We start from the raw sequence: 25,079 nt of genomic DNA on the forward strand, positions 1-25,079 counted from the left end.
AGGGGACGGTTTACTTTCTTGCCCAGGAAAAGCGTCGGCAGCGGAGAGTCCGCGCAAGGGGCAAAAGTAAACTGTCCCCGGCGCTTCCCCACCCATTTCGCCTCACCCCATCCGCGAAAACTTCATCACCCAGTTGGTTTCCCAGCTCTTGCCGCCGTCCTGCGAGAACGCCTGCTCCCAGCGCGGGCTTTGCGCCGACGGCATCCAGGTGAAACGCGCCCGCACCGTCCGGCCCTCATGCTCCTCGTCTCCGTAGAAGACGCCAATCCCGTTCTCGAAGCGGCCGACCATCGGCGGCAGCACGCGGTGGCGGTCATTGTCGGCCCAGTGGATCGACCACAGCCCGTCGGCGGGATTGAATATGCGCAGGGCCAGCCCGGCAAAGGCGCTGCCGGGGATGGTCATCTCCTCCAGATTGCCCGCGCCGTTCAGGATCTTGCGGCAGGTCGAAATGGCTGCGAACCGCGTCCACTCGTCGCTTCCGACAAACCGCTCCACCAGCCGCTCGTTCTCGATCGCCCAGCTTCCGATTATGAAATCGAAACCGGCCGCGCCGTCCTGCACTTGCGAATTCATGCTGTTCTCCCTCCCTGGCGCCGAAGTGCGCCTCCAATGACCATAGACTAGCAGGGGGCTCCTGACAGCTTTCTGTCAGGAGTAGTGGCAGCGAAAGCAGGGTTGTTTTCGTGCGGGACAAGCTTACGAGCGGCTAGTCCCGGAGCACCTGATTGGAAACGCCAAGGGGAGCGTTGGCATCTCAAAAGTGGATAAAATCCGCACTCGTTCTGGCCCGATCGAAGAAATCCGCCTTACGGATCAAGGGGATGCAAGATTCTTGAAAAATCTTTCGTCGACTTTTGTCCATCATCGCCTGCTTTGCCCGCATAATCCCCGGCAGTTTCTCCCGCGGGAACGCCGGTCATGACGGTGATTTGCGGGGAGGAACCGGTGTTCCGGGAAAGCGGCTAACGTGGCCGCGGAAGCGGAAGGTCGTCCAGAGTTTCCACGACTGTCCGCTAAGACGGGCACGAGGCGCCGTATATCGCTCGCGCTGGCACGGCAAACCACCGGCGCATGTCGGCAGGTCCGCAGGCTGGGAAACGGGGGGCTGAAAAATCACCGGCGGGGCGCGGAGTTCGCGCCACGTATAAAAACTAGGAAGGCGTTGGCCTCGCGCCCCGCTTCCCGACTTCTCCCTGCAAAGGGAGCGTTCTTTGACAATGGCCAGGGCGGAAACGCAGCGTGGCGATGATGAAACATGCGCCTCTCTCCTGTCTCACAAGGCGGAGAAGGAAAAGCTTATCTCAACGCCTCCACCAGCCCCTTGTCCGGAAAGCACGTCGCGGCGCGGCCGTTTTTCTCCTGCCAGTCACCGATCGAGCGGCGAGTCTTGAAGCCGGGCAGGCCGTCGGCGCCGCCGACATCGTAGCCAACCCGCTCCAGCCTGCGCTGCAGCGCGGCCACATCGGAACGATAGAGCCCGCCGACCTTGCCCCAGCGGCCGGCGAAATTCCTGTCGCCGCTGGCGATTCGGTCGGCGGCGTGGCCGATGAACAGCGCATAGAGATCGCTCTCATTGTATTTCTTGAGCACGTAGAAGTTCGGCGTGACGATGAAGGCCGGGCCGCTGCGACCGGCCGGCATCAACAAAAAGCCTTCGGAGCGGGCCTCATGCGCCGGAAACGGCTTGCCGCCGACGCGCGAAATCCCCATCGCCGCCCACTCGGATATTTTTCTCCCCCGATCCGGACCTTCGAGCGCGCAGGAAACGCTGTCCGGCACCGTCACCTCGAAACCCCAGTCTCGGCCCTTCACCCAGCCGTAATTGACGAGGTAGTTGGCGATCGAGCCCAGCGTGTCGGGCACGGAATTCCAGATGTCGGGCTGGCCGTCGCCGTCGAGATCGACGGCATGGTCGAGAAACGAGGTCGGCAGGAATTGCGGCTGGCCGAGCGCGCCGGCCCAGGACGACTTCATCGCCTTCGGGCTGGCAAGGCCGCGCTCGACCATGACCAGAGCGGCGATCACCTCCTTGCGGAACATCTCCTTGCGGGTCGACATGAACGCCTTTGTCGCCAGCACCTCGAAGGCGTTGTTCGGGATTTTTGCCGTGCCGAAGCCGGATTCGCGGCCCCAGATCGCCAGCGCAACCTCACCCGGAACGCCGTAGCGCTTCTCGATCGCGGCCAGCGTCTTCGCATGCTGTCCGGCTCGCGATCTGCCGCCGGACGTCACGCCGCCGATCGGGCCGAAATAGCTGCCGGGCGAGCCGAACTCGGCCTGGTGCTGCTTCTTCGGCGTCTTCGGCTTTTGCCCCGGCATCACCAGATCGGGCAGTTTGAGATTGGGTTTTATGCCGGCGAACGCTGCCTCGAAAGTCTGTTGCGAGACGCCGTTGGCGCTTGCCTGCGGCCACAGATCGTTCTGGAGCCATGCCCGGAACTGCTCGTCGATCTTTGCGGCGGATGCGGGTGAAGAGAATGCCAGAAATGTCAGCCCGACAAACGCCAGAACCTTTGCTTTCGATGCTCTATGTTGCCCCCCTCTGTCCTGCCGGACATCTCCCCCACACGGGGGGAGATTGGCTGTCATATCGGCTTTCGCCAATCTCAACGGGGGCCAAAAGAGAACTTTGGACCAAGCTGCCAATCTCCCCCCTTGTGGGGGAGATGTCCGGCAGGACAGAGGGGGGCAACGTAGAGTGCGGCGCATCACACCTCCAATCGGAATCAAAACACCGTGCGCGATTTCAGCGCCGCAGCCAGCGTTCCCTCGTCGAGATAGTCGAGTTCGCCGCCGACGGGCACGCCATGCGCCAGCCGCGTCACCCTGACGCCGAACTCGGCAAGCTGGTCGGTGAGGTAATGGGCCGTGGTCTGGCCTTCGACCGTGGCGTTGACGGCGAGGATCACCTCCTTGACCTCGCCCGCGGCGATACGGTCGACCAGTTGCCGGATGGTGAGCTGGTCCGGACCGATGCCGTCGAGCGGAGACAGCGTGCCGCCGAGCACATGGTAGAGCGCGTTCAGGCCCGTGGCGCGCTCCAGCGCCCAGAGGTCCGAAACATCCTCGACGACGATGATCGTCGACTGGTCGCGGCGCGGATCGGTGCAGATCATGCATGGATCGGCCGTATCGACATTGCCGCAATTCGAGCAGACCCGGACCTTCTCGACAGCTTCTCCCATCGCCGAGGCGAGCGGCGCCAGAAGCTGCTCCTTCTTCTTGATCAGATGAAGCGCCGCGCGTCGGGCCGAGCGCGGCCCGAGCCCCGGCACCTTGGCCAGGAGCTGGATCAGGCGTTCGATTTCGGGACCGGCGACTCGTTTCGACATGGCGTTGGTTTAGCGGGAAAGGTGGAAATTGGGTAGCGCCGGCTTTGCCTGGCGCTATGCTGATTTGCGTTGGCGGCAAGCGGGAAAGGCGGTTCATGAGTAGGGACAATATCATCATCCGCACGGCCACTCCCGACGACGAGAAGGTATTGTCGGACCTGCTGGCAGCCGCCTATGGCGAACTTGCTCAAGCTTCGTACGATTCCGAAGCGCTTTCGGCCGCGCTGCCGCTGATGTCGCGCGCAAATCCAACACTGCTGGCCAGCGGCAGCTACTATATCGCCGAAATCGACGGGGCGGCCGCGGGCTGCGGCGGCTGGACGATGGACAAGCCTGGCAGCGGCGAAATCGCGGAAGGCGTCGGGCATATCCGACACTTTGCCACGCATCCGGCCCATCTGCGCAAGGGCGTCGCCCGGCTGCGTCTGGAACACTGCCTTGCCGAGGCCCGCGCGGCGGGCATCCGCGTGATGATGAGCCAGTCGACCTTGCCGGCGGAGCAATTCTACGCAGCGGCGGGCTTTCGCCGGATAGGCTCGATCGAGGTCGAGATGGGGCCGGGCGTGGTTCTTCCGGCGGTCGAGATGCAGCGGCAGCTGAGTTAGGTGTATTGAGATTCAGGTCAGGCCGAGCCGAAAATGGCGGATTTCGAGAACCGGAACGGAGCGTACGTTCAGGTACGCGAGTACCGGAAGCGCAGAAAGCCGACATTTGCAGGCCGGCATCACCTGAATATCAATACACCTAAAATGGCAGCTTCATGCCGGGCGGTATCGGCAGCCCGGCGGTCAGCGCCTTGGTCTTTTCCTGCATGATCGCCTCGACCTTGGTCTTGGCGTCGTTGTGCGCGGCAAGGATCAGATCCTCGAGGATCTCGACATCGTCCTCCTTGAACAGCGACGGGTCGATCTTCAGCGATCTCATCTCGAACTTGCCCGAAATCGTCACCTGCACCAGGCCGCCGCCGGACTGGCCGGTGGCTTCGAGACCGGCGATTTCTTCCTGCATGGCCTGGAATTTGGCCTGCATTTCCTTCGCCTTGCCCATCAGGCCGATAAGATCCTTCATGGCGATATCCTTTGCTCAGTTCTCGTCGTCATCTTCGATAGCCGCTTCGGGCGGCAGGTCGGCGTCGATGTCGGGGATGTCCGGCGCGTCGGGGATGCGCACGTCGATGATCTTGGCGCCTGGAAACCGCGCCAGGATCGCGGCGACGGCGGGGTCGCTGCGCGCGTCCTGGAAGGCGTTTTCGCGCTTGCTCGTTTCCTGTTCGGCAAGCGTTTGCCCGCCTTCCTCGCGCGACAGCGAAACCAGCCAGTTGCGGCCGGTCCATGCCTTGAGCTTGACAGTCAGATCGCCGAGCAGCGTCTTCGGCGCATCGCCGGTCAGGCTCACATCAAGCCGGCCAGGCTCGATCTTGACCAGCCGCACGCAGCGCTTGACCAGCACCTTGAAGGCCATGTCGCGGTGCGTGTCGGCCAACGCGACCAGATCGGCGAGCGACTTGATCTGCACGGCGGGAGGCGGCGCGGCCTCGGCGACCGGTTCGGGTTTCGGCACTTCCGCCGGCGCGGGTTCGGCCGCAACCAGCCGCATCGTCTGGCCGCCGCCATTGCCGGCCGGCATGCGGCTCTGGGCGACTGCGTTCGCGCCATTGCCGGGTCTGGCAGGGGAAGCCGACGGCAGCGGCTGTCGCGGCGCGGCGGTCACGGAAGGCGACGGCCCGTCGCCAAGCGACTTCAACGCTTCGTCCAGCGTCGGCAGATCGGACGCATGCGCCAGGCGGATGAGCACCATTTCGGCCGCACTCACCGGCCGGTTCGAGGCCTGCACCTCGGGAATGCCCTTGAGCAGCATCTGCCAGCTGCGCGACAGCACGCGCACCGACAGCGCCTGGGCGAATTCGCGGCCGCGGCTGCGCTCCTCCTCGGAAAGCGAGGCGTCATCGGCCGCCGATGGCACGAAGCGCAGGCGGGTGACGAGATGATTGAATTCGGCCAGATCGGTCAGCACAGCGACCGGGTCGGCGCCGGTATCGTACTGGGCGCGGAATTCGTTGAGGGCGGCAGCCGCATCGCCCTTCATGACATGCTCGAAAAGGTCGACGATGCGGGCGCGATCGGCGAGCCCGAGCATCGAGCGGACCGCCTCCGCGGTCACCCTGCCGGCGCCATGCGCGATCGCCTGGTCGAGGATCGACTGGGCGTCGCGGACCGAGCCTTCGGCGGCGCGCGCGATCATCGCCAGCGCGTCGTCGTCGACCTCGATCTGTTCCAGGGTGGCAATGTTGCGCAGATTGGCGGTCAGCGTCCCGGCATCCACCCGGCGCAGGTCGAAGCGCTGGCAGCGCGACAGGATGGTGATCGGAACCTTGCGTATTTCGGTCGTAGCGAAGATGAATTTCACATGCGGCGGCGGCTCTTCCAGCGTCTTCAACAGGCCATTGAAGGCCTGCGTGGACAGCATGTGCACTTCGTCGATGATATAGACCTTGTAGCGGGCCGAGACGGGGGCGTAGCGGACCTGCTCGATGATGTCGCGAATGTCGTCGATGCCGGTGTGCGAGGCGGCGTCCATCTCGATCACGTCGACATGGCGGCCGTCCATGATCGCCTTGCAGTGCTCGCCGAGCGTCGTGAGTTCGATAGAAGGCTGATCGATTTCGGCCGTCTTGTAATTGAGCGCCCGCGCCAGGATGCGCGCCGTGGTGGTCTTGCCGACGCCGCGCACGCCAGTCAGCATCCAGGCCTGCGCGATGCGGCCCGAAGAGAAGGCGTTGGTGAGCGTGCGGACCATCGGCTCCTGGCCGATGAGGCCCGAAAAATCGGACGGACGGTATTTTCGCGCAAGAACGCGATAGGCGCCGGGAGCCTTGCCTGTCTGATTGTTTCCGGCTTCGCTCATTCGCCCGTTTTGCTCCACTGGCCAACTGTGCTCGGCCGATTCCAAGAAACGTGAGTGTCGCCCGCGCCGCAACGCGCCGTCAATGTCGCGGCGGCCTTTTAAAAGCGGTTTGCGAAGAGGTGGGAGGCTGGAACAATGACCCGTTCCGGGCTCGTTAGGGCTGCTTCCTTCCGGACCTGACCCGGTTGGCGAGTGGATCGTCCACCACCAACCTCCCGGGTTCCATATCGTCAATTACGCGGCGAATTGCAAGACCGGCGGCCGAATCGGCTGGGACAAGCAATTTGGACCATGATTCGCTTGCAGCGCCTCGGAAGGCGCTCTAGCCTTTCCAGAAGATCGAGGAAACGCCGATGCAGACTGGCCAAAAGGCCGGATTCGAGCTTGACACGCGGCTCGAGGCCGACAGCGAACAGCTGATGTGGCTCGGCCTGTGCGAATTGCGTGTCATGAACGACCGGCGTTGGCCGTGGCTCATTCTTGTTCCGCAGCGGCCGGGCGCCGAGGAGGTGCATGAATTGACGCCGCTCGACCAGGCTATGTTGACCTTCGAATCCAACATGGTCGCACAGGCGCTCAAAACCGTCACGGGCTGCACCAAAATCAACACCGCGGCGCTGGGAAACATAGTGCGCCAACTCCATGTGCACGTGGTGGCTCGGTCGGAAGGTGACCCTGGCTGGCCGGGGCCGGTTTGGGGCCACGGCATGCGCGAACCCTACAAACCTGACGACATCCGCCGCTTTTGCGAGAAAATCAAAGCGGCGCTGTAGCGAGCCGAGGGACAGTTTACTTTTTTCCGCCCGCATGAAATCTCAGCGGTCACTGCCTTTCTGCGGAAAGAAAGTAAACTGTCCCTGGAGCCAGACCTGATGCCGTTTCGCCTTTTCGACGCGCCCGAGCGCGAGCCCAGCCAGTTTGTCGGGTTCGCCGGCAACCGGATCGACCGGCAGTCGGAGAACCGCAGCGACGACTCCGTCGAGAAGGCATTGGAAGACCCGACCGCACGCGTGATGCTGATGCGCGAGGGCCGCCTGCTGTTGAAGCGCATCGAGGACCGCTTCGACGCGCATTTCCTGCTGGACGAATGCGATCCGCTCGAAACGAGGCTGGACGACGCAATCCTGCTCGGCTTCGACGAAAGCGGGCCGATACTTGCGGCGCCATGTGTCCTGGATCCCGAGAGCCTGCCCGAGACGATCAAGGCGATCGACCACCGCTCGATCTACATACAGGGGCTTATCGACCCGGCCGCGCTCGGCGCGCTGGCACAAGGCGCGGCGCTTCTGTCCTGGCACGCCAACCATGGCTACTGCGGCAAATGCGGCCACCGGACCGAAATGCGGGCCGGCGGCTACAGGCGGCGTTGCCCAGCCTGCGATATCGAGCATTTTCCCCGCACAGACCCCGTTGCGATAATGCTTTCCGTCACCGCCGACCGTTGCCTGCTCGGGCGGGGCAAGCATTTCGCGCCCGGAATGTATTCGGCGCTCGCCGGCTTCATCGAGCCCGGCGAAACGATCGAGGCGGCGGTGCGCCGCGAGACCTTCGAGGAGGCCGGCATCCGGCTCGGACGGGTGGTCTACCATGCGAGCCAGCCCTGGCCGTTTCCCTATTCATTGATGATCGGCTGCTTCGGCGAGGCGCTGAACGAGGACATTTCAGCCGACATGAACGAGTTGGAGGACTGCCGTTGGTTCTCGCGCGACGAAGTCCTGGCGGCGATTGGCGGGCGGCATCCGGGCGGCGTTTTCATCCCGCCCAGCGGCGCCATCGCCCACCACCTGATCCGCCACTGGGCGGAGAGCGAATTTACCTGATCAAAGTCAGATAATTCTTGCCTTGGCAAAATACCTGACTAAAGTCAGGCGATGGACAATTTGCAAATCGCACAGATCCGCAGCTTCAGCCGTGCGGTGACGCGTCGTGTCGGCGCGTTGGACGAAAGCTACCTGCGTCGCGGGCGCCCGCTCGGCGAGGCACGGCTCCTTTTCGAGATCGGACCGGAAGGCGCGGGGCTTGGCGCGCTCCGCAGCCGGCTCGGACTCGATTCAGGCTATCTCAGCCGCATGCTGCGTTCGCTGGAGGCGCAGGGCCTCGTCTCGGTGGAAAAGCTCGACGGCGACGCCCGCAGCCGCCGCGCGATGCTGACCGAGAAGGGCCGCGCCGAGCACGCAGCCTACGACGCCCTGTCGGACGAACTGGCGAATTCCATTCTCGAGCCGCTTTCGGCGGTAGCGCGAGACCGGCTTGTTGCCGCAATGGCGGATGTCGAGCGGCTGCTCGCCGCCGCATCGATCACCGTCGGGGAGGAGGCCGCCGACACGGAGGAAGCGCGGCAGTGCTTGGCGCAGTATTTCGACGAACTCGCCGAGCGCTTCGAGGAGGGGTTCGATCCGGGTAAGGGAAACACGGCGACCGGGGACGATTTCATCCCTCCCCAGGGCAGTTTCGTCATCGCTCGTCTAGACGGCAACCCCGTAGGATGCGGGGCGCTGCGGTTGATCGATTCCGAAACTGCGGAAATCAAACGGATGTGGGTCGCGCCTTCAGCGCGTGGCCTTGGCGTCGCCAGCCGCATGCTGCGCAAACTGGAGGCGATCGCCGCAAGCTTTGGAGCCAAGACGGTGTGCCTCGACACCAACCGCTCGCTCAAAGAGGCACAATCGCTCTACAGGCGTGAAGGATACGCCGAAATTGCACGCTTCAACGACAATCCTTACGCCGACCACTGGTTTTCCAAACGGCTGTAGCTGACGTACCAGCGCGTTGCCGGCCCTGTGCTTCAGTCCGCCACTTTCCATTCCTCGCGCGATTCGCTGCGCGGATAGACGCCGAGAATGCGCATTTCCCTGGAGAAAAAGCGGAGTTCGTCGAGCGCCAGCTTGACGTTGTTGTCGTCGGGATGACCCTCGATGTCGGCATAGAACAGCGTCGCCGTGAAGGCGCCGAGTTGGTAGCTCTCGAGCTTCGTCATGTTGACGCCGTTGGTGGCGAAGCCGCCCATGGCCTTGTAGAGGGCGGCAGGCACGTTTCGCACGCGAAAAATGAAGGTCGTCATCATCCCGGCATCAGGGGTCGGCCGTTCCACCCAGTTCTTGGATTTGGACAAGACGACAAAGCGGGTGACGTTGTTTTCGGTATCCTCGACATTCTCTTCCAGTATGTCGAGGCCGTAGAGGCTGGAGGCGAGGCGAGGCGCGAGAGCCGCCATCGTCCGGTCGTTCAGCTCGGCGACCAGCTTTGCCGCACCCGCCGTGTCGCCGGCGACCATCGGTTTCCAGCCGTTCTTGCGGATGTATTTGCGGCACTGGCCAAGCGCATGGATATGGCTGTGTATGGTCTTGATCTCCTGCCGTTTCACGCCCGGCAGCACCATCAGCTGGAAGTGGATCGGCAGAAAATATTCGCCGACAATGTGTAGTCGCGATTCCGGCAACAGATGATGAATGTCGGCCACGCGACCGGCGATGGTGTTTTCGATCGGGATCATCGCTAGGTCGGCCTTGCCGGTCTCGACCGCGTTGAACGCGTCCTCGAAGGTCGGGCAGGGCAGCGGCTCCATCGACGGGTAGACGTTGCGGCAGGCGGTGTCGGAATTGGCGCCCGGCTCGCCCTGGAACGATATTCTGTTGGTCTTTTCAGGCGGCATGGTCGGGCCTTCTCAAGCGCTGGTCAGGATTTCGCGGGCGCGGGCGAGATCCTCGACCGTGTCGACGCCGAGCGGCACCGATTGCACGATCTCGACGTCGATACGCATGCCTGCCTCGAGCGCCCGCAACTGTTCGAGCCGCTCGCGCTTTTCCAGCGGCGAGGGCGAGAGGCTGACGAAGCGTTCCAGCGCCGCGCGCCGATAGGTGTAGAGCCCGATGTGATGGTAGAGCGGACCGTCTCCCCACGGCGCGGTCGCGCGTGTGAAATAAAGAGCGCGGAGCCGTGTGTCGGAAAGCGGCGAGCCGACGACCTTGACGACGTTCGGGTTGGTCTTTTCCTCGTCGCGATGAATTTCGACGCAGAGCGTGGCGATATCCACCGCCCGATCCTCCAACGGCCGCAAGGCGGCGCGGATGGTTTCCGGATCGATGGTTGGCAGGTCGCCCTGGACGTTGATGACGGTCTCGACCTTGCCGCCGGGATCGAGCGCCGACAGGGCTTCGAATATCCTGTCCGAACCCGATTCGTGGTCCGTCCGGGTCATGACCGCCTCGAAGCCGTGAGCCTGCACCGCGTCGCGCACGGCCTCGGTGTCGGTCGCCACGACGACGCGGCCGAGCCCGCTCTCGCGCGCTCTTTCGGCGACGTGGACGATCATCGGGCGGCCTGAAATGTCGGCCATCGGCTTGCCCGGAAGGCGGGTCGAAGCCAGGCGGGCGGGGATCAGAATGAGGGTCGACATGGTGCGGGTAAATCAGTCTCGTAGGGGCGATTAAAAGTGTCAAAAGGTCTCACTGGCACGGCCCTTATAGGTGTTGCAACCCACAAGCAAAAGACCTAGTTTCCGCCGCAATTCGGCCGGGCTCGGCCGGTCGTCAAAACATGCCGGCTGCCCCGCGGAGGCGCACCTCCCGCCAGCCAGCCGTATGCAGGAAGCCTGGGCGCAGATGGACTCTTTCGAATTCAACAAGCTGATCGGCGCTCTCCTCGGCGCAGTGTTCATCGTGTTCTCGATTTCGATCGTCTCCGACACGATCTTCGCCTCGCCCTCTCCCGAAAAGCCCGGTTTCATCATCGAAGCCGCCGAGGAAGAACCCGCCGAAGGCCCGGCGGCGCCCGTTGAAGAGCCTATCGCCGTTCTGCTGGCCAGCGCCAACCCGGAAGCCGGCGCGGCCGTGTTCAAGAAGTGCACCGCCTGCCACACCGCGGAGAGCGGCGGCGCCAACAAGGTTGGACCCAATCTCTGGAACATCGTCAACCGTCCGCTGGCCTCGCATGAAGGCTTCGCATACTCCGCCGCGATGAAGGAGTTCGCGCAGGGCGGCTCGGTGGTCTGGGATTACGAGCACCTCAGCAACTTCCTGGCGTCGCCGAAGGGCTACATCAAGGGCACTGCGATGGGTTTTGCCGGCGTCAAGAAGCCCGACGAGCGCGCCAATTTGATCGCCTATCTGCGCACGCTGTCTGACAGCCCGGCGCCGCTGCCCGAAGCGGCGGCCCCTGCCGCCGCAGCCGAACCCGCGGCCGCCGCTCCCGAAGGTGGCGCAGCGCCGGCCGAAGCTGCACCGGCCGCGCCTGCTGAAGCTGCGCCTGCACCGGAAGCAACTCCTGCGCCGGCCGAGTCCGCTCCTGCGCCCGTGGAACCTGCCCCCGCGGAGCCCGCGCCCGCTCAGGCAGAACCCTCGCCTGCTCAATGACGAATTTGTAATCTCGAAAATCATGAAAAAGCCGGGTTCCGCCCGGCTTTTTTTGTTAGACATTTTGAATATGCCGCCGAATGCTGGCCCCGGGGCCGTTTTCAGGAGCGGGAGCTGGCCTAGATTGGCTCTCGAAGGTCTGATGGAGAATGAGCGATGAAGGTTTGCGGAATCGGTTTTCTTGGCAAGGCCGGATTGGCTGCCGCGATATTCGCATCCAGCCTTCTCGCGGCATCGGCGGACGAATGGCGCACCTCAGACTCGCTGACCGGCGAATCCAAATACGGCCAGGATTTCAAACGTTACGACTATGTGAATCCGGACGCGCCCAAGGGCGGCACTCTGAATTCCACGGTGGTCGGCACGTTCGATAGCTTCAATCCTTACATCGTCCAAGGCAGCCCGGCGGCGGGCTTTGCCGGATTCGGCGGCGGGTTGCTGTATGACACGCTGATGGAGCAGTCGATCGACGAACCGAGCACCAGCCATGCGCTGGTTGCCGAGGCGTTCAAATTTCCCGACGATTTTTCCTCCGCCACCTATCGCCTCAACCCGAAGGCGAAATGGCACGATGGCAAGCCGATCACCGTGGAAGACGTCATCTGGTCCTTCAACGTGCTCAAGAAGCACAGCCCGCAATACAGCCATTATTACGCCAACGTGACGGAAGCAGTGGCGATTTCCGATCGCGAAGTCGAGTTCCGTTTTGACCAGAAGGGAAATCGCGAACTGCCGCACATCATGGGCGATCTCGTCGTTTTGCCGAAGCATTGGTGGGAAGGCGCCGATGCCTCGGGCAAGAAGCGGGACATCACAAGGCCGACGCTGGAAGCACCGCTCGGCTCGGGGGCCTATCGCATAGAGAGCTTCAAGCCGGGATCGCAGATCGTCTGGGCGCGCGTGCCCGATTATTGGGCGGCAGATGTGCCCGTGAAGGTCGGACGCGAAAATTTCGATCGTCGGGAATATCTCTATTTCCAGGATGACAACGCAGCCTGGCAGGCCTTCACAAAGGGCGGCTACGAGGACATTCAGGTTGAAAACAGCTCGCGTCGCTGGATGACGCAATACAACTTTCCCGCCGTCAAGGACGGCGATGTGATCAAGAAGGAGTTCAAAAGCACCGCCGGCGTTTTCATGCAGGCATTCGCGCTCAATCTGCGGCGGCCGCAATTTCAGGATCGCCGCGTGCGCAAGGCGCTGACGCTCGCCTACAATTTCGAGTATATGAATCGCACGCTCTTTTTCGGACAGAATACCCGCACGAGCAGCTATTTCGTCGGAAGCGAACTCGCCTCGAGCGGCCTGCCCACCGGCAAGGAACTCGAGATTCTCACGCCCTACAAGGACAAGCTGCCGCCGGAGCTTTTCACCGAGGAGTTCAAGCTTCCGGTCTACGACACGCCTCAAGCCGAGCGGAAATATCTGCGGGAGGCCATCGACCTTTTCAGGCAGGCCGGCTGGAAGATCAGCGGCGGCAAGATGCTCAACGACAAGGGCGAGCAGTTCAGGATGGAATTCCTCGGCAGCGGCCCGACCGATGAGGTCTTAGCGAACTCCTACATCGAGACTCTCCGCAAGATCGGCATCGATGCATCGCTGCGCATCGTCGACCCATCTCAGTATGTCAACCGGGTCAACGATTTCGACTTCGACGTGGATACGACGATCCTCAACCAATCCGCTTCGCCGGGCAACGAGCAGCGCGACTGGTGGGGCTCCAAGGCAGCCGACTCGCCGGGATCGCGCAACGTCATGGGCATCAAGGACCCCGTTGTCGACGCGCTGGTGGACCGCGTCATCTTCGCCACCGACCGCGAGGATCTAGTCGCCGCCACCCACGCCCTCGACCGAGTGCTCCTGTGGAACTACTACGCCATCCCGCAATTTCATCGCCCGGTTCAGTGGGTAGCGTATTGGAACAAGTTCGGCATCCCGGAAAAACAGCCGGAATACATCGGCGCGGATATCGATTCCTGGTGGGTCGACCCCGAAAAGGAAGCCGCGCTCGCGGCCAAATACGAAAGCATCAATTGATGCGGCCGATCCCGCGACGGAGTTTTCTTGCCGGGGCCGCTTCGGCAGCGGCCGCGCCGTTACTGCCGCGGTTCGCCTTTGCAGCGACGCCGACCGGCACGAAGCTGCATGGCCTGTCGGCTTTCGGCGACCTGAAATACGCTGCGGATTTCGAGCATTTCGACTACGTCAATCCGGACGCACCCAAGGGCGGCACATTCAATTTCTCGCCATGGAACTGGTTCTTCAACCAGAGTTTGCTGACCTTCAACACGCTGAACAGCTTCGTTCCCAGGGGCGATGCCCCTCCGCGCATGGAAATGTGCTTCGACGCGCTGATGACAGGTCCGTTGACCGGCGCGCTCGACGAACCCGACGCGGTCTACGGGCTGCTTGCCGAAACTGTCATGCTCTCGGACGACCGCAACACATTCGAGTTCGCGCTGAGGCCCGAGGCAAAATTCCATGACGGAACGCCGCTGACAGCCGACGACTGCGCCTTCACCTTCAAGCTCCTCAAAAAGGAAGGCCACCCGAACCTGATGCTGCCGCTGAGCGAACTTGCTGATGCGGCCGCCGTCGACGCCCACACGCTGCGCCTGACGTTCTCTGGCGAGCAGTCGGCGCGTACGGTGCTCGACATAGTCAAGTTTCCGATCCTCTCGAAAGCTTATTTCGAAGCCAATCCGTTCGACGGACGCGGGCTGAAACCGCCGCTCGGCTCGGGGCCGTACAAGGTCGGTCACGCCGCGGCAGGGCAAACCATCGAATATGAGCGCGTGCCGGACTATTGGGGCCGCGACCTGGCGGTCAATCGCGGGCTGTACAATTTCGACCGCATCCGCATCGAGTTCTACAGCGAGCGACAGGCTGCGTTCGAAGCCTTCAAGAAGGGCAACATCCACTACCGGCAGGAATTCACCGCGCGCGTCTGGGCGACCGGTTATGATTTTCCGGCCCTGAAGGCAGGAAAAGTTATCAAGCGCGAGTTTCCCGCCGAGAAGCGGCCGTCCATGCAGGCGACCGCGATCAACCAGCGCCGCGAGCGGTTCCGCGACCGGCGGGTGCGGCAGGCGATCGCGCTTTGCTTCGACTTCGAATGGACGAAGCGAAATTTGTTCTACGATGCCTATGAGCGGTCGCAATCCTCCTTCGAACGGTCGGACTACAAGGCCGAGGGCCTGCCTTCGCCGGCTGAGCTGGCGCTGCTCGAACCCTTGCGCGACGGGATTCCGCCGGAGGCATTCGGCGAAGCAGTCATCCAGCCCGTGTCCGACGGGTCCGGCCGCGACCGGAAGCTCTTGGGCGCGGCGTCGAAGCTGATCGCCGAGGCTGGATGGAAGCGCAACGGCCGGTCGGTCGCCAACGGCAAAGGCGAACCGCTGACGGTCGAAATACTGGTTCAGGACGATGTCTTTGTGCGCATCGACACCCACTGGGTGGAAAACATGAAGGCGATTGGGATCGACGCCTCGATCCGGATGGTGGACTCGGCTCAGTACCAGGCCCGCCAGGCCGATTTCGATTTCGACATACTCTCGATGGCGCTTTCCTTCACCGCCACGCCGACCCGCGACGATATGGAATCGCTGTTCCATTCCCGCTCGGCCAATCTGCCGGGCTCAAGAAATTTTCCGGGCACCGCCGATCCCGCTATCGACGCTCTGATCGACGCGGTGGGCCGCGCCGCAGATCGGCAAAGCCTGGTTACGGCGGTCCGCGCGCTCGACCGGGTCTTGCGCGCGCGGCTCGACTGGATTCCAAATTGGTATTCGGCGAATCACCGGGCGGCTTTCTGGGACATGTTCGGCTTCAAGGAGCCGAAACCCGATTATGGCTTCCCGGTCGAAGCCATGTGGTGGTTCGACAAGGACAAGGCGGCGGCGATTGGCAAAGGGTGATGAACAACGTGACGCGGCTTTGCTGATGCGTTGCCATTCTTCGCACTCCTCGGCGGGCGCGGCCTGATGGGCGCCTATATCCTCAGACGCGTGCTTTTGATGATTCCGACGCTGTTCGGCATCATGGCGATCTCCTTCATCGTCATCCAGTTCGCACCGGGCGGACCGGTCGAGCAGGTGATCGCGCAACTGACCGGGCAGGGCGGCGAAGACCGCCTTTCGGGCGGCGGCAGCGATATGCCTGCGGGCAATGTCGACGCCGGCGGCGGAGCCTCGTCGAGATATCGCGGCGCGCAGGGGCTTAACCCCGAATTCATCGCCAAGCTGGAACAGCAATTCGGCTTCGACAGGCCGCCGCTCGAACGCTTCTTCAAGATGCTGTGGGACTATGCCCGCTTCGATTTCGGCGAGAGTTTCTTTCGCGACATCTCGGTCATCGACCTGATCCTCGAAAAAATGCCGGTGTCGATCTCTATCGGGCTATGGACCACGCTCCTCGCCTATCTGATCTCTATCCCGCTTGGCATCCGCAAGGCGGTCAAGGACGGGTCGGCCTTCGACGTCTGGACCAGCGGAATCGTCATCGTCGGATATGCAATTCCGGGCTTCCTGTTCGCCATTCTGCTCATGGTGCTGTTTGCGGGCGGATCGTTCTTCGACTGGTTCCCGCTACGCGGCCTGACTTCGGACAATTTCGATCAATTGTCGCTCGGCGGAAAGATACTCGACTATTTCTGGCATCTGGCGCTGCCGCTGACGGCGCTGGTGCTCTCCGCATTCGCAACCACGACGCTGCTCACCAAGAACTCGTTCCTGGATGAAATCCGCAAGCAATATGTCGTCACGGCGCGCGCCAAGGGCCTGTCCGAAGGGCGCGTCCTCTACGGCCACGTCTTCCGCAACGCCATGCTGATCGTCATCGCCGGCTTTCCCGGCGCCTTCATCGCGGCCTTCTTCACCGGTTCGCTGCTGATCGAGAATATCTTCTCGCTCGACGGGCTCGGCCTTCTCGGCTTTCGCTCCGTGGTCGCGCGCGACTACCCCGTCGTCTTCGCCAACCTCTACATTTTCTCGCTGATCGGGCTGTTCGTCGGCCTCATCTCCGATCTCATCTACACCTGGATCGACCCGCGCATCGACTTCGAGCGGAGGGACGTCTGATGGCGGCGGTCGAAGGAATCGGCCCGCGCGCCGCCCGGCCGTGGCTGTCGCCGCTCAACCAGCGGCGCTGGCAGAATTTCAAGGCGAACCGGCGCGGCTACTGGTCGCTCTGGATCTTCCTCGTCCTGTTCGTCCTGTCGATGTTGGCCGAATTCGTCGCCAACGACCGGCCGATCCTCGCCTTCTACAAGGGCGAATTGCTGGTTCCGGCGCTGATCGATTATCCGGAGGAGAAATTCGGCGGCTTCTACGCCGTCGCCGACTATCGCGACCCGGTGATATCGGACGAGATCGAGGCCAATGGCTGGCTTCTCTGGCCGCCGGTCCGCTATTCGTATCGCACGGTGAACAATGAAATCCCCGAAGCCGCCCCGGCCCGGCCGTCCTGGATGTTCACGAAGGAAGAACGTTGCCAGCGCTATCCGCTTGGCGTCGACGACCCGAACTGCACGATAGGCAATTGGAATTGGCTCGGCACTGACGACCAGGCGCGCGACGTGCTGGCCCGTGTCATCTACGGCTTTCGCGTTTCGGTGCTGTTCGGCCTGATCCTGACTCTCGGGTCGGCGGTCATCGGCGTTTCGTCAGGTGCAGTCCAGGGCTATTTCGGCGGCTTGGTGGATCTGATTTTCCAGCGCATCATCGAGATCTGGTCGTCGATACCGGTGCTCTACCTGCTCCTCATCATCGCGGCGATCCTGCCGCCCGGCTTCTTCATCCTGCTCGGCATCATGCTCCTGTTCTCCTGGGTGAGCTTCGTCGGCATCGTGCGCGCCGAATTCCTCCGCGCCCGCAACTTCGAATATGTGAACGCGGCGCGCGCGCTCGGCGTGCCCAACCGCACCATCATGTTCCGCCATCTTCTGCCCAACGCGATGGTGGCGACGCTGACCTTCCTGCCTTTCATCCTGAACGGATCGATCACCACGCTGACCTCGCTCGACTTCCTCGGCTTCGGCCTGCCGCCAGGTTCAGCCTCGCTCGGCGAATTGCTGAAGCAGGGCCAACGCAACCTCAACGCGCCCTGGCTTGGGTTCTCGGGTTTCATCGTCATGTCGTTGATGCTGTCGCTGCTGATCTTCATCGGCGAGGCGACGCGCGACGCGTTCGATCCGCGCAAGACGTTCAAATGAGGGGCGATCCGTGCTAGTTTTGCGCAAACCGCATCGGCACTGCCGGATGACAAGGCGATAAGATGAACAGAATTGTTAGGCAGCATTATCCCGCCTCGCAGCTTCCCGACGATCTGCGCGGTCAGATCGCTGAAAACGCGTCAGTGACGGTCACTGTAGAGGAGGAAGCGCGAAAGCCCCTCGGTCGCGAGGAATTGCTCGAACTTATGCGGAAGGCTCAAGAGAACGCTCCCGGAACCAGCGTGGAAGAAGCCGTTGCACGAATTCGCGCACTTCGCGATGAGTGGGATTATTGATGGCTTCCATCCGGCTCTATCTAGACACGAACATCTTCATATCCGCTTTTGAAAACAACGACGACCTAGCAAGAAAGCTGCTTGAGCTTATCTCGTTGAACTCGAACGCGAAATCTCCGTTCTTGGCAACGAGCGAAATGACGCTTGCCGAATTAATGGTCGATCCATTCAGGAAGAGCAATGATCGTCTTATCGAGATTTATGACAATCTGACCTTGGGGAATGCCTTCATCAGAGTGGGCATCGTCAGTCGCGACGTGCTCTGGCATGCCGCCCTATTACGCGCCGAACATGCCTCGCTGCGATTGCCGGACGCGATACATCTTTCGACCGCGATGCATTTCGGCTGCACTCACCTTTTGACTTCAGATACACGATTGAAAGAGGTTTATTCGATCACGTCGAACCGGCATACCTTTCCTAGTTTGAACGCGCATATCTCAACCACAAAGCCAACAATTCCAGTTCTGGATCGAATTATTCGCGAGTTGGCAAAGTGACCTCACCCCTCCTTTCGGTCCGCGATCTCTCCGTCGCTTTCAGCCAGGGCGGCAGGACGACCATGGCCGTCGATCATATCTCCTTCGACATCGCCAAGGGCGAGACGGTGGCGCTGGTCGGCGAATCCGGGTCGGGCAAATCGGTCTCGGCGCTTTCGGTGCTCAAGCTTTTGCCCTACCCGCCGGCCAGCCATCCGTCCGGCGAGGTCCTGTTCCATGGCAGGGATCTTCTGGCCCAGGGCGAGAACGAGTTGCGCAAGGTGCGCGGCAACAAGATCACCATGATCTTCCAGGAGCCGATGACCTCGCTCAATCCGCTGCACACGATCGAGCAGCAGATCGTCGAGATCCTGACGCTGCACCAGGGCATGGGCGAGCGCCAGGCGCGCGCCCGCACGCTCGAACTGCTCAACGAGGTCGGCATACGCGAACCGCAGAAGCGCCTCCAGGCCTACCCGCATCAATTGTCGGGCGGCCAGCGGCAGCGCGTGATGATCGCCATGGCGCTGGCCAACGAGCCGGAACTTTTGATCGCCGACGAGCCGACCACCGCGCTCGACGTGACCGTGCAGGCGCAGATACTCGAGTTGCTTGCCGGCCTGAAGGCCCGCAAGGGCATGTCGATGCTGTTCATCACCCACGACCTCGGCATCGTTCGCAAGATCGCCGATCGTGTCTGCGTGATGACCAATGGCAAGATCGTCGAGACCGGGCCGACCAAGGAAATCTTCGACAATCCCAAGCACGCTTATACCCGCCATCTGCTCGCCGCCGAGCCGAAGGGCCAGCCGCCGGTCGCCGACACCAGCGCGAAGACGGTGATGTCGGGCGAAGGCGTAAAAGTGTGGTTCCCGATCAAGCAGGGGTTTTTCCGCAAGACTGTCGACCACGTGAAGGCGGTGGACGGCATCGACGTCACGGTACGCGCCGGCCAGACGCTCGGCGTGGTGGGCGAATCCGGCTCGGGCAAGACGACGCTCGGCCTCGCTCTCGCCCGCATGATCTCGTCCGAAGGCAAGATCCATTTCAACGGCCGCGACATCGACCGGCTCTCCTTCAACGAAATGCGCCCGCTGCGCCGCGAATTACAGATCGTCTTCCAGGATCCGTTCGGCTCGCTCAGCCCGCGCATGTCGATCGCCGAAATCATCGAGGAGGGGCTGAAAATCCACGAGCCGAAATTGTCGGAGGAAGAGCGTGACCGGCGGGTGGTCGACGTGCTCAAAGAGGTAGGGCTCGATCCCGAGACGCGCTTCCGCTATCCGCACGAATTTTCCGGAGGGCAGCGCCAGCGCATCGCGATCGCGCGGGCGATGGTGCTCAATCCGCGCTTCGTCATGCTCGACGAGCCGACCTCGGCGCTCGACATGAGCGTGCAGGCGCAGGTCGTCGACCTCTTGCGCGACCTGCAGGCAAGGCACGACCTCGCCTATCTGTTCATCAGCCACGATCTCAAGGTGATCCGGGCGCTCGCCAACGAGGTGATCGTCATGCGCAACGGCAAGATCGTCGAGTTCGGCCCGGCCAAGCAGATTTTCGAAGCGCCGCAGTCGGACTATACGAGAGCGCTGATTTCGGCGGCGTTCAAGATCGAGACCGCGCCGACCGGAATCGTCAGCGAATAGCATTCCAGGGAAGAGACTGACATCATGCAGAAGGGCCGCATCCTGCTTTCGGTCACCGGCTTCAATCCGCAGCGCTGGCAGGAATTGCTGTCAGTCGACCGCGAGGTGATGCTGGCGCCGGACGGACCCAACGACCCGTCCATCACCTATGCGGTGGTGTGGAAGCAGCGTCCCAATCTGCTCGCCGGCCTGCCGAACCTGCGCGCCATATTCTCGATCGGCGCCGGCGTCGATCACATATTCACCGATCCCACGGTGCCGGACGTGCCGATCGTGCGCGTCGTCGCTGAAAACCTCACCCAGTACATGACCGAATATGTCACTTGGCGGGTGCTCGACCACCACCGGCAGGGCATGCTCTACCGCGCCCAGCAGCGCAAGAAAATCTGGCATGAGCCGCCCCAGCGGCCTGCAAACGACATTTCGGTCGGCATCATGGGTCTGGGGCAGCTTGGCCGCGCGGCCGCCCAGGCGCTGCTGGCGCTCGGCTTCCGGGTGAACGGCTGGGGCCGCACGGACCGGCCGATGGCCGGCGTCACGACGTTTTCCGGCGATGGCGGGCTGATCCCGTTCCTCAACGCCACCGACATTCTCGTGGTGCTTCTGCCGCTGACGCCGGCGACGCAGGGCATCGTCAATTACGGGCTGCTTCGGGAACTCAGACGCCGCAACGGGCTCGGCGGCGCAGTGCTGATCAATGCCGGTCGCGGCAGGTTGCAGCGCGACGCCGACATCTTGCGCGCGCTGGAGGATGGCACGCTGAAGGAGGCGAGCCTCGACGTGTTCGAGGTGGAGCCGCTGCCCCGGACCAGCCCGCTCTGGGCGCATCCGCGCGTCTTCGTCACGCCGCATGCGGCGGCGACCTCGGACCCCGCGCACCTCGCCGCGCCGATGCTCGAGCAGATGGACGCCTACGAGCGCGGCGAGCCGCTGCACAATCTGGTCAATCGCGAGGCAGGATATTAACCGGGCATTCCTTCGCAGGAAGGGACAATCGCCGGATGTCCGCCGTCCCTAGCAGGGAAGGATCAGCAGTTCCGCCGCCCAGCTTCGCGGGAGGGATCACATTCAACAAAAGGACTACGGCCTTCTGAACCCCGTCGGGCCGCCATAGAGGTAGCCGATGCGGTCGATGGCGTCGGAAAGTCGCTCGCGCGAGACCAGCATGGTATGGCCGTTGGCGTGGATCGTGTTTTCGGCGTCGGTCATGATCGCGACGTGGCCCTTCCAGAAGACGAGGTCGCCGCGCCGCAGTCTCGAAAAGCCGGGGCCTGGCTCGACCGGCGCGCCGATGCTTTCGGCCTGCATGTCAGTGTCGCGCAGCACGTTCCTGCCGGCCATGCGCATGGCGAGCTGCACCAGCCCGGAGCAGTCGATGCCGAAACCCGATACCCCGCCCCAGAGATAGGGCGTGTAGAGGAGCGTCTCGGCCACCGCGACATAGTCCGTCGCGGCTTCACCGATAGGGCGCAGGTGCCCCGCCACCAGCGCTTCGCCGGAGGAGAGCAGCGCATAGCGCGTGCCGCGCGTTTCGGCATAGCCGGTGACGGCCACCGCCGAGCCCATCGACAATTCGCCGGTGCGAGGGAACTTCAGGTCGGGGCCGGGATAGACAAAGCTGCGCGGCGCGGCCACGAGATGGGTCGGTTCGGCCTCGCGCACTCCAAGGGCCGTCTCGACCACATAGCCGACATAGCCGTCGCTTTCCGCCTGGATCCAGGCCCAGCCGGCCGCCCGCTCGAAGACCCGCACATCCGCGCCGAAAAGCGCCTGCGTGTTGACGCCTGCATCCGGGGCCGGCGCCTTCCTGATGTCCGCGACCGCTGCGACGATGCGGGCCGGCTGGCCGGCGACGAAGCGCTCGGCCGCGACTTCGCCCCTGAGGCGGTCGTCGGCGAGATCGGGACGGAAGGCATGCAGGCGGGCGTCACGGGCAGTCAAATCGGCAACTCCTTGGCTTTGGCGATGATAACATCGCCGAGCCGCTCGACATAGAGCGCGCCCTCGACGGTCCGCCTAACCAGCACGTTGCGCTTGTCGAGTTCGTCTCGGTGGCGCGAGACGAGCTTCAGCGCGCCCATCGAATCCAGCGCGCGCGTTATCACCGGCTTGGTGACGTTGAGCCGCGCGGCGAGGCCGCGCACAGTGTGCGGCGGTGGATCGAGATAGATTGTGAGCAGGATCGCCGCCTGGCGCATGGTCAGGTCAGGCGCGTCGTCGCGCACCTCCGAAAGGGTGACCTGCTGCCAGAGCCGGAGGGCCTGGCTGGGCCGCAAGGTGATCGTCATCGCTGCAGAATGGGCGCAAAACGTTTCGGTTCCGTTTCAGTTAGTGCAGATCATCATGTGAAGTCGGCGCCGCCCCTCACCTGTCTGCCGACAAGCTCAGGACGGGGAGAGGAGCGCGCTCCAGCGTTGATGACCCCTCTCCATGTTCGTCACGGGGAGAGGGTAACGGTGAGGGGCAGCGCCAGCCTTTTCCGAAATGCTCAGCCGTACCTCCGGGCCAGCACCCGCTCCAGCGCACGGATGCCCTGGGCTTCGCCGCCGGCAGGGCCGTGGGCGCGGTCGGAGGGGTTCCAGGCAAAAATGTCGAAATGCGCCCAGCTTGCCGCCTTCTCTACGAAGCGGCGGAGGAAGAGAGCGGCCGTGACAGAACCCGCGAAGCCGTCGGTGGTGACGTTGTTGATATCGGCGATCTTGGAGGTCAGCTTGGCCTCGTAGGGCCGCCACAGCGGCATCCGCCAGAGCGGGTCTTCGACGGCGACTGCGGCGGACGCGAGTTCGGCGGCGAGCGCATCGTCGTCCGTGTAGAAAGGCGGCAGATCCGGCCCGAGCGCTACGCGGGCGGCGCCGGTCAGCGTCGCCATGTCGATGAGGAGCTGCGGCTCCTCCTCGTCGGCGAGCGCCAGCGCGTCGGCCAGGACAAGCCTGCCTTCCGCGTCGGTGTTGCCGATCTCGACGGTGAGGCCCTTACGGCTCGGCAGGACGTCGCCGGGCCGGAAGGCGTTGCCAGAAATGGCGTTTTCCACCGCCGGGATGAGCACGCGCAGGCGGATGGCGCGCTTTGCCTCCATGATCATGGAGGCCAGGCCCAGCACGTTGGCTGCGCCGCCCATGTCCTTCTTCATGATCAGCATGCCGCTCGCCGGCTTGATGTCCAAGCCGCCGGTGTCGAAGCAGACGCCCTTGCCGACCAGCGTGACCTTCGGCGCGTTCTTCGGCCCCCAGCGCATGTCGATCAGCCGCGGCGCTTCAGTCGAAGCGCGGCCGACGGCATGGATCATCGGAAAATTCTTTTCCAGCAGGGCGTCGCCCGAGACGATTTTGACCTTGGCCTTGTGCTTGTCCCCCAGACCCTGGACCGCGGCTTCGAGCGCGTTCGGTCCCATGTCGTTGGTGGGCGTGTTGACAAGGTCGCGGGCCAGGAACACGGCGTCGGCGACGCGGCGCGTGTGCTCGATGTCGACGCCAGCAGGCACGGAAAAGCGTACATCGCGCGACGGCTTCTTGCCGTAGCGTGTGAAGGCGTAGCCGCCGAGCATCAGGCCGAGCGCGGTGAGCGCCGGGTCCTTCGGCTCGGAAGCGAAATACCAGTCGCCCTCCGGCAGCGCCTTGGCCAGCGCGCCGGCCGTCAGTGACGCTTCGCCGTCGCCCGTGCCGCAAAGCGCGCCGGCAGCCCCGCCGCCGGCCCCGGGCAAGAGCAGCACCTTGCCTGCCTCGCCGGTGAAGCCGTTCGCGGCAGCCCATGCCGCGGCGACTGGATCCAGCCCGGCCTTTTCCAGGCCGTCCTTGGTGACGAGGTAGACGGGCAGCGCGTTGCGGGGCTGCTTGTGCACGAGTTCAAGAGGCATGTTTTACGGTCCTGGGGCTGGTGGGCGGGCGTTCCTTAACCATCCATTAGGGTTAACGGAATATTTCTCCGGGGTGGGGCAGGCGGCCGGACGACGGTCGCGAAGACGGATGGAGGGTCGGGCGCCGATGTTGACCAATCGCACGATGAACGCAACAGGCAAGCGGCTCGTGACCGGCGTTTTCCTGACCGTGATGGCCGCCAACCTGGCTGGCTGCGGCACCTCGAAAATGATCACGGGCTCGATCTCGCGCGACGCGGGCAGGCCGATCGAAACCATGTCGGCCAGCGAACTCGACTCGACGGCCGACGCGCTGGGCAAGGCCTACACGCGCGACACGGAAGACAAACCCACAGCCATGCGCTACGCCAGCGTGCTGCAGATGAACGGCAAGGCCGACCAGGCTCTCGCCGTCATGCGCAAGCTCGCTATCGCGCATCCCAAGGATCGCGAGGTGCTCGCCGCTTATGGCAAGGCGCTGGCCGGCGTCGGTCAGCTCGAACCGGCGCTTGACGCCGTGCGCCGGGCGCAGACCCCCGAATATCCGGACTGGAAGCTGGCCTCGGCCGAAGGCGCGATTCTCGACCAGCTCGGCCAGACCGCCGAGGCGCGGCGGCTCTACCGCAAGGCGCTCGACCTGAAGCCGAACGAGCCTTCGGTGCTTTCCAACCTCGGAATGTCCTATGTGCTGGAAGGCGACCTCAAGACCGCGGAGACTTATATGCGCTCGGCTTCGCAGGCTCAGGGGGCCGACAGCCGGGTGAGGCAGAATTTGGCGCTGGTCGTCGGGCTGCAGGGCCGCTTCGAGGAAGCCGAGAAGATCGCCAGCCAGGAGCTTTCGCCCGAGCAGGCGGAAGCCAACGTCGCCTATCTGCGCGGCATGCTGGCGCAGCAGAACGCCTGGACCCAGATCAAGGCCGAAGAAGAAAAGCCGGAAGCCAATACGAACTGAGGCCGGTGTCGCTCAGGCAGCTTTCATCACAGCGGGCTAAGGCCCAGCCGCC

24 protein-coding genes and 1 other RNA gene are annotated in these 25,079 nt (G+C 63.3%); 14 read left to right on the forward strand and 11 right to left on the reverse strand.

All coding sequences use genetic code 11. The features are described from left to right. Window positions 1-102 precede the first annotated feature (102 nt). The 3 genes from G6N73_RS12515 to recR all read right to left on the reverse strand — a co-directional run bounded on the left by G6N73_RS12515 (window position 103) and on the right by recR (window position 3,335). A complete protein-coding gene (locus tag G6N73_RS12515) occupies window positions 103-576 on the reverse strand; it encodes a hypothetical protein (RefSeq protein WP_165027983.1) in 474 nt (157 codons plus the stop codon). Between the two features lie 723 nt (window positions 577-1,299). Then, a complete protein-coding gene (locus tag G6N73_RS12520) occupies window positions 1,300-2,592 on the reverse strand; it encodes a lytic murein transglycosylase (RefSeq protein ID WP_343044604.1) in 1,293 nt (430 codons plus the stop codon). A gap of 137 nt (window positions 2,593-2,729) precedes the next feature. Then, window positions 2,730-3,335, reverse strand: a complete 606-nt coding sequence (gene recR / locus G6N73_RS12525; RefSeq protein ID WP_165027985.1) for a recombination mediator RecR — start codon at window positions 3,333-3,335, stop codon at window positions 2,730-2,732. A gap of 95 nt (window positions 3,336-3,430) precedes the next feature. On the opposite strand from recR, the gene G6N73_RS12530 reads away from it, so the two are divergent. Continuing rightward, window positions 3,431-3,940, forward strand: coding sequence for a GNAT family N-acetyltransferase (locus tag G6N73_RS12530; RefSeq protein WP_165027987.1), 510 nt, complete (start codon window positions 3,431-3,433; stop codon window positions 3,938-3,940). Window positions 3,941-4,079: 139 nt separating this feature from the next. Here the strand turns inward: G6N73_RS12530 and G6N73_RS12535 are convergent, their stop codons facing one another. The 3 genes from G6N73_RS12535 to ffs form a co-directional block, all read right to left on the reverse strand. Continuing rightward, window positions 4,080-4,403, reverse strand: coding sequence for a YbaB/EbfC family nucleoid-associated protein (locus G6N73_RS12535; protein WP_165027989.1), 324 nt, complete (start codon window positions 4,401-4,403; stop codon window positions 4,080-4,082). Window positions 4,404-4,418: 15 nt separating this feature from the next. Beyond that, window positions 4,419-6,239, reverse strand: coding sequence for a DNA polymerase III subunit gamma/tau (locus G6N73_RS12540; protein WP_165027991.1), 1,821 nt, complete (start codon window positions 6,237-6,239; stop codon window positions 4,419-4,421). A 119-nt stretch (window positions 6,240-6,358) separates the two neighbouring features. Then, an RNA gene (gene ffs, locus G6N73_RS12545) (signal recognition particle sRNA small type) lies at window positions 6,359-6,455 on the reverse strand. Between the two features lie 137 nt (window positions 6,456-6,592). On the opposite strand from ffs, the gene G6N73_RS12550 reads away from it, so the two are divergent. The 3 genes from G6N73_RS12550 (at window position 6,593) to G6N73_RS12560 (ending at window position 8,992) form a co-directional block, all read left to right on the forward strand. Beyond that, entirely contained in the window at window positions 6,593-7,012 is a 420-nt protein-coding gene (locus G6N73_RS12550; protein ID WP_165027992.1) for an HIT domain-containing protein, read from the forward strand. A gap of 99 nt (window positions 7,013-7,111) precedes the next feature. Continuing rightward, window positions 7,112-8,059, forward strand: a complete 948-nt coding sequence (nudC, locus tag G6N73_RS12555; RefSeq protein ID WP_165027993.1) for an NAD(+) diphosphatase — start codon at window positions 7,112-7,114, stop codon at window positions 8,057-8,059. 51 nt (window positions 8,060-8,110) lie between these two features. Beyond that, window positions 8,111-8,992 (forward strand): bifunctional helix-turn-helix transcriptional regulator/GNAT family N-acetyltransferase, encoded by an 882-nt coding sequence (locus tag G6N73_RS12560; RefSeq protein ID WP_165027994.1) that lies wholly within the window; start codon window positions 8,111-8,113, stop codon window positions 8,990-8,992. Between the two features lie 32 nt (window positions 8,993-9,024). Here the strand turns inward: G6N73_RS12560 and G6N73_RS12565 are convergent, their stop codons facing one another. Beyond that, window positions 9,025-9,891, reverse strand: coding sequence for a prephenate dehydratase (locus tag G6N73_RS12565; protein ID WP_165027995.1), 867 nt, complete (start codon window positions 9,889-9,891; stop codon window positions 9,025-9,027). A gap of 12 nt (window positions 9,892-9,903) precedes the next feature. Further along, a complete protein-coding gene (locus tag G6N73_RS12570; RefSeq protein ID WP_165027996.1) occupies window positions 9,904-10,635 on the reverse strand; it encodes a 3-deoxy-manno-octulosonate cytidylyltransferase in 732 nt (243 codons plus the stop codon). Window positions 10,636-10,840: 205 nt separating this feature from the next. On the opposite strand from G6N73_RS12570, the gene G6N73_RS12575 reads away from it, so the two are divergent. The 9 genes from G6N73_RS12575 to G6N73_RS12615 all read left to right on the forward strand — a co-directional run bounded on the left by G6N73_RS12575 (window position 10,841) and on the right by G6N73_RS12615 (window position 21,188). Beyond that, window positions 10,841-11,590, forward strand: a complete 750-nt coding sequence (locus G6N73_RS12575) for a c-type cytochrome (protein ID WP_165027997.1) — start codon at window positions 10,841-10,843, stop codon at window positions 11,588-11,590. Window positions 11,591-11,746: 156 nt separating this feature from the next. Continuing rightward, window positions 11,747-13,627, forward strand: coding sequence for an extracellular solute-binding protein (locus G6N73_RS12580; protein WP_165027998.1), 1,881 nt, complete (start codon window positions 11,747-11,749; stop codon window positions 13,625-13,627). Then, window positions 13,627-15,507: an extracellular solute-binding protein gene (locus tag G6N73_RS12585; protein WP_165028104.1), complete on the forward strand. Its 1,881-nt coding sequence runs from the start codon at window positions 13,627-13,629 to the stop codon at window positions 15,505-15,507. The genes G6N73_RS12580 and G6N73_RS12585 overlap by 1 nt, the downstream gene beginning before the upstream one ends. A 66-nt stretch (window positions 15,508-15,573) precedes the next feature. Continuing rightward, a complete protein-coding gene (locus tag G6N73_RS12590) occupies window positions 15,574-16,668 on the forward strand; it encodes a microcin C ABC transporter permease YejB (RefSeq protein WP_165027999.1) in 1,095 nt (364 codons plus the stop codon). Continuing rightward, window positions 16,668-17,801 (forward strand): ABC transporter permease, encoded by a 1,134-nt coding sequence (locus G6N73_RS12595; protein WP_165028001.1) that lies wholly within the window; start codon window positions 16,668-16,670, stop codon window positions 17,799-17,801. The genes G6N73_RS12590 and G6N73_RS12595 overlap by 1 nt, the downstream gene beginning before the upstream one ends. Before the next feature lie 62 nt (window positions 17,802-17,863). After that, the gene (locus tag G6N73_RS12600) at window positions 17,864-18,097 is read left to right on the forward strand and encodes a hypothetical protein (protein ID WP_165028003.1); all 234 of its coding nucleotides are present in this window, start codon (window positions 17,864-17,866) and stop codon (window positions 18,095-18,097) included. After that, complete coding sequence (locus G6N73_RS12605; protein WP_165028005.1) at window positions 18,097-18,597, forward strand: type II toxin-antitoxin system VapC family toxin; 501 nt, start codon at window positions 18,097-18,099, stop codon at window positions 18,595-18,597. Before G6N73_RS12600 ends, G6N73_RS12605 begins: the two co-directional genes overlap by 1 nt. Next, complete coding sequence (locus G6N73_RS12610; protein ID WP_165028007.1) at window positions 18,594-20,222, forward strand: dipeptide ABC transporter ATP-binding protein; 1,629 nt, start codon at window positions 18,594-18,596, stop codon at window positions 20,220-20,222. Before G6N73_RS12605 ends, G6N73_RS12610 begins: the two co-directional genes overlap by 4 nt. A 24-nt stretch (window positions 20,223-20,246) precedes the next feature. Further along, the gene (locus G6N73_RS12615; protein WP_165028009.1) at window positions 20,247-21,188 is read left to right on the forward strand and encodes a 2-hydroxyacid dehydrogenase; all 942 of its coding nucleotides are present in this window, start codon (window positions 20,247-20,249) and stop codon (window positions 21,186-21,188) included. 114 nt (window positions 21,189-21,302) lie between these two features. Here G6N73_RS12615 and G6N73_RS12620 read toward each other — a convergent pair whose 3' ends face one another. The 3 genes from G6N73_RS12620 to G6N73_RS12630 form a co-directional block, all read right to left on the reverse strand. Further along, window positions 21,303-22,163, reverse strand: coding sequence for a C40 family peptidase (locus tag G6N73_RS12620; protein ID WP_165028011.1), 861 nt, complete (start codon window positions 22,161-22,163; stop codon window positions 21,303-21,305). Beyond that, window positions 22,160-22,510 (reverse strand): MarR family winged helix-turn-helix transcriptional regulator, encoded by a 351-nt coding sequence (locus tag G6N73_RS12625; protein WP_165028013.1) that lies wholly within the window; start codon window positions 22,508-22,510, stop codon window positions 22,160-22,162. Before G6N73_RS12625 ends, G6N73_RS12620 begins: the two co-directional genes overlap by 4 nt. Window positions 22,511-22,710: 200 nt before the next feature. After that, window positions 22,711-24,075 (reverse strand): leucyl aminopeptidase family protein, encoded by a 1,365-nt coding sequence (locus tag G6N73_RS12630; RefSeq protein ID WP_165028015.1) that lies wholly within the window; start codon window positions 24,073-24,075, stop codon window positions 22,711-22,713. A 127-nt stretch (window positions 24,076-24,202) separates the two neighbouring features. On the opposite strand from G6N73_RS12630, the gene G6N73_RS12635 reads away from it, so the two are divergent. Beyond that, complete coding sequence (locus G6N73_RS12635) at window positions 24,203-25,027, forward strand: tetratricopeptide repeat protein (protein WP_165028017.1); 825 nt, start codon at window positions 24,203-24,205, stop codon at window positions 25,025-25,027. The last annotated feature ends 52 nt before the right edge of the window (window positions 25,028-25,079 follow it).

The sequence above is a fragment of the Allomesorhizobium camelthorni genome (assembly GCF_011045125.1).
Lineage (GTDB): Bacteria > Pseudomonadota > Alphaproteobacteria > Rhizobiales > Rhizobiaceae > Allomesorhizobium > Allomesorhizobium camelthorni.

What these genes read in the sequence shown, in the direction of transcription:
- G6N73_RS12575 (WP_165027997.1), top strand. Translation starts at nt 10,841, where the DNA reads ATGGACTCTTTCGAATTCAACAAGCTGATCGGCGCTCTCCTCGGCGCA.
- G6N73_RS12540 (WP_165027991.1), bottom strand. Translation starts at nt 6,239, where the DNA reads ATGAGCGAAGCCGGAAACAATCAGACAGGCAAGGCTCCCGGCGCCTAT.
- G6N73_RS12560 (WP_165027994.1), top strand. Translation starts at nt 8,111, where the DNA reads ATGGACAATTTGCAAATCGCACAGATCCGCAGCTTCAGCCGTGCGGTG.
- G6N73_RS12595 (WP_165028001.1), top strand. Translation starts at nt 16,668, where the DNA reads ATGGCGGCGGTCGAAGGAATCGGCCCGCGCGCCGCCCGGCCGTGGCTG.
- G6N73_RS12605 (WP_165028005.1), top strand. Translation starts at nt 18,097, where the DNA reads ATGGCTTCCATCCGGCTCTATCTAGACACGAACATCTTCATATCCGCT.
- G6N73_RS12565 (WP_165027995.1), bottom strand. Translation starts at nt 9,891, where the DNA reads ATGCCGCCTGAAAAGACCAACAGAATATCGTTCCAGGGCGAGCCGGGC.
- G6N73_RS12590 (WP_165027999.1), top strand. Translation starts at nt 15,574, where the DNA reads ATGGGCGCCTATATCCTCAGACGCGTGCTTTTGATGATTCCGACGCTG.
- G6N73_RS12550 (WP_165027992.1), top strand. Translation starts at nt 6,593, where the DNA reads ATGCAGACTGGCCAAAAGGCCGGATTCGAGCTTGACACGCGGCTCGAG.
- G6N73_RS12585 (WP_165028104.1), top strand. Translation starts at nt 13,627, where the DNA reads ATGCGGCCGATCCCGCGACGGAGTTTTCTTGCCGGGGCCGCTTCGGCA.
- G6N73_RS12515 (WP_165027983.1), bottom strand. Translation starts at nt 576, where the DNA reads ATGAATTCGCAAGTGCAGGACGGCGCGGCCGGTTTCGATTTCATAATC.
- G6N73_RS12530 (WP_165027987.1), top strand. Translation starts at nt 3,431, where the DNA reads ATGAGTAGGGACAATATCATCATCCGCACGGCCACTCCCGACGACGAG.
- G6N73_RS12630 (WP_165028015.1), bottom strand. Translation starts at nt 24,075, where the DNA reads ATGCCTCTTGAACTCGTGCACAAGCAGCCCCGCAACGCGCTGCCCGTC.
- G6N73_RS12570 (WP_165027996.1), bottom strand. Translation starts at nt 10,635, where the DNA reads ATGTCGACCCTCATTCTGATCCCCGCCCGCCTGGCTTCGACCCGCCTT.
- G6N73_RS12580 (WP_165027998.1), top strand. Translation starts at nt 11,747, where the DNA reads ATGAAGGTTTGCGGAATCGGTTTTCTTGGCAAGGCCGGATTGGCTGCC.
- G6N73_RS12635 (WP_165028017.1), top strand. Translation starts at nt 24,203, where the DNA reads ATGTTGACCAATCGCACGATGAACGCAACAGGCAAGCGGCTCGTGACC.
- G6N73_RS12600 (WP_165028003.1), top strand. Translation starts at nt 17,864, where the DNA reads ATGAACAGAATTGTTAGGCAGCATTATCCCGCCTCGCAGCTTCCCGAC.
- G6N73_RS12615 (WP_165028009.1), top strand. Translation starts at nt 20,247, where the DNA reads ATGCAGAAGGGCCGCATCCTGCTTTCGGTCACCGGCTTCAATCCGCAG.
- G6N73_RS12520 (WP_343044604.1), bottom strand. Translation starts at nt 2,592, where the DNA reads ATGACAGCCAATCTCCCCCCGTGTGGGGGAGATGTCCGGCAGGACAGA.
- recR (WP_165027985.1), bottom strand. Translation starts at nt 3,335, where the DNA reads ATGTCGAAACGAGTCGCCGGTCCCGAAATCGAACGCCTGATCCAGCTC.
- G6N73_RS12535 (WP_165027989.1), bottom strand. Translation starts at nt 4,403, where the DNA reads ATGAAGGATCTTATCGGCCTGATGGGCAAGGCGAAGGAAATGCAGGCC.
- nudC (WP_165027993.1), top strand. Translation starts at nt 7,112, where the DNA reads ATGCCGTTTCGCCTTTTCGACGCGCCCGAGCGCGAGCCCAGCCAGTTT.
- G6N73_RS12625 (WP_165028013.1), bottom strand. Translation starts at nt 22,510, where the DNA reads ATGACGATCACCTTGCGGCCCAGCCAGGCCCTCCGGCTCTGGCAGCAG.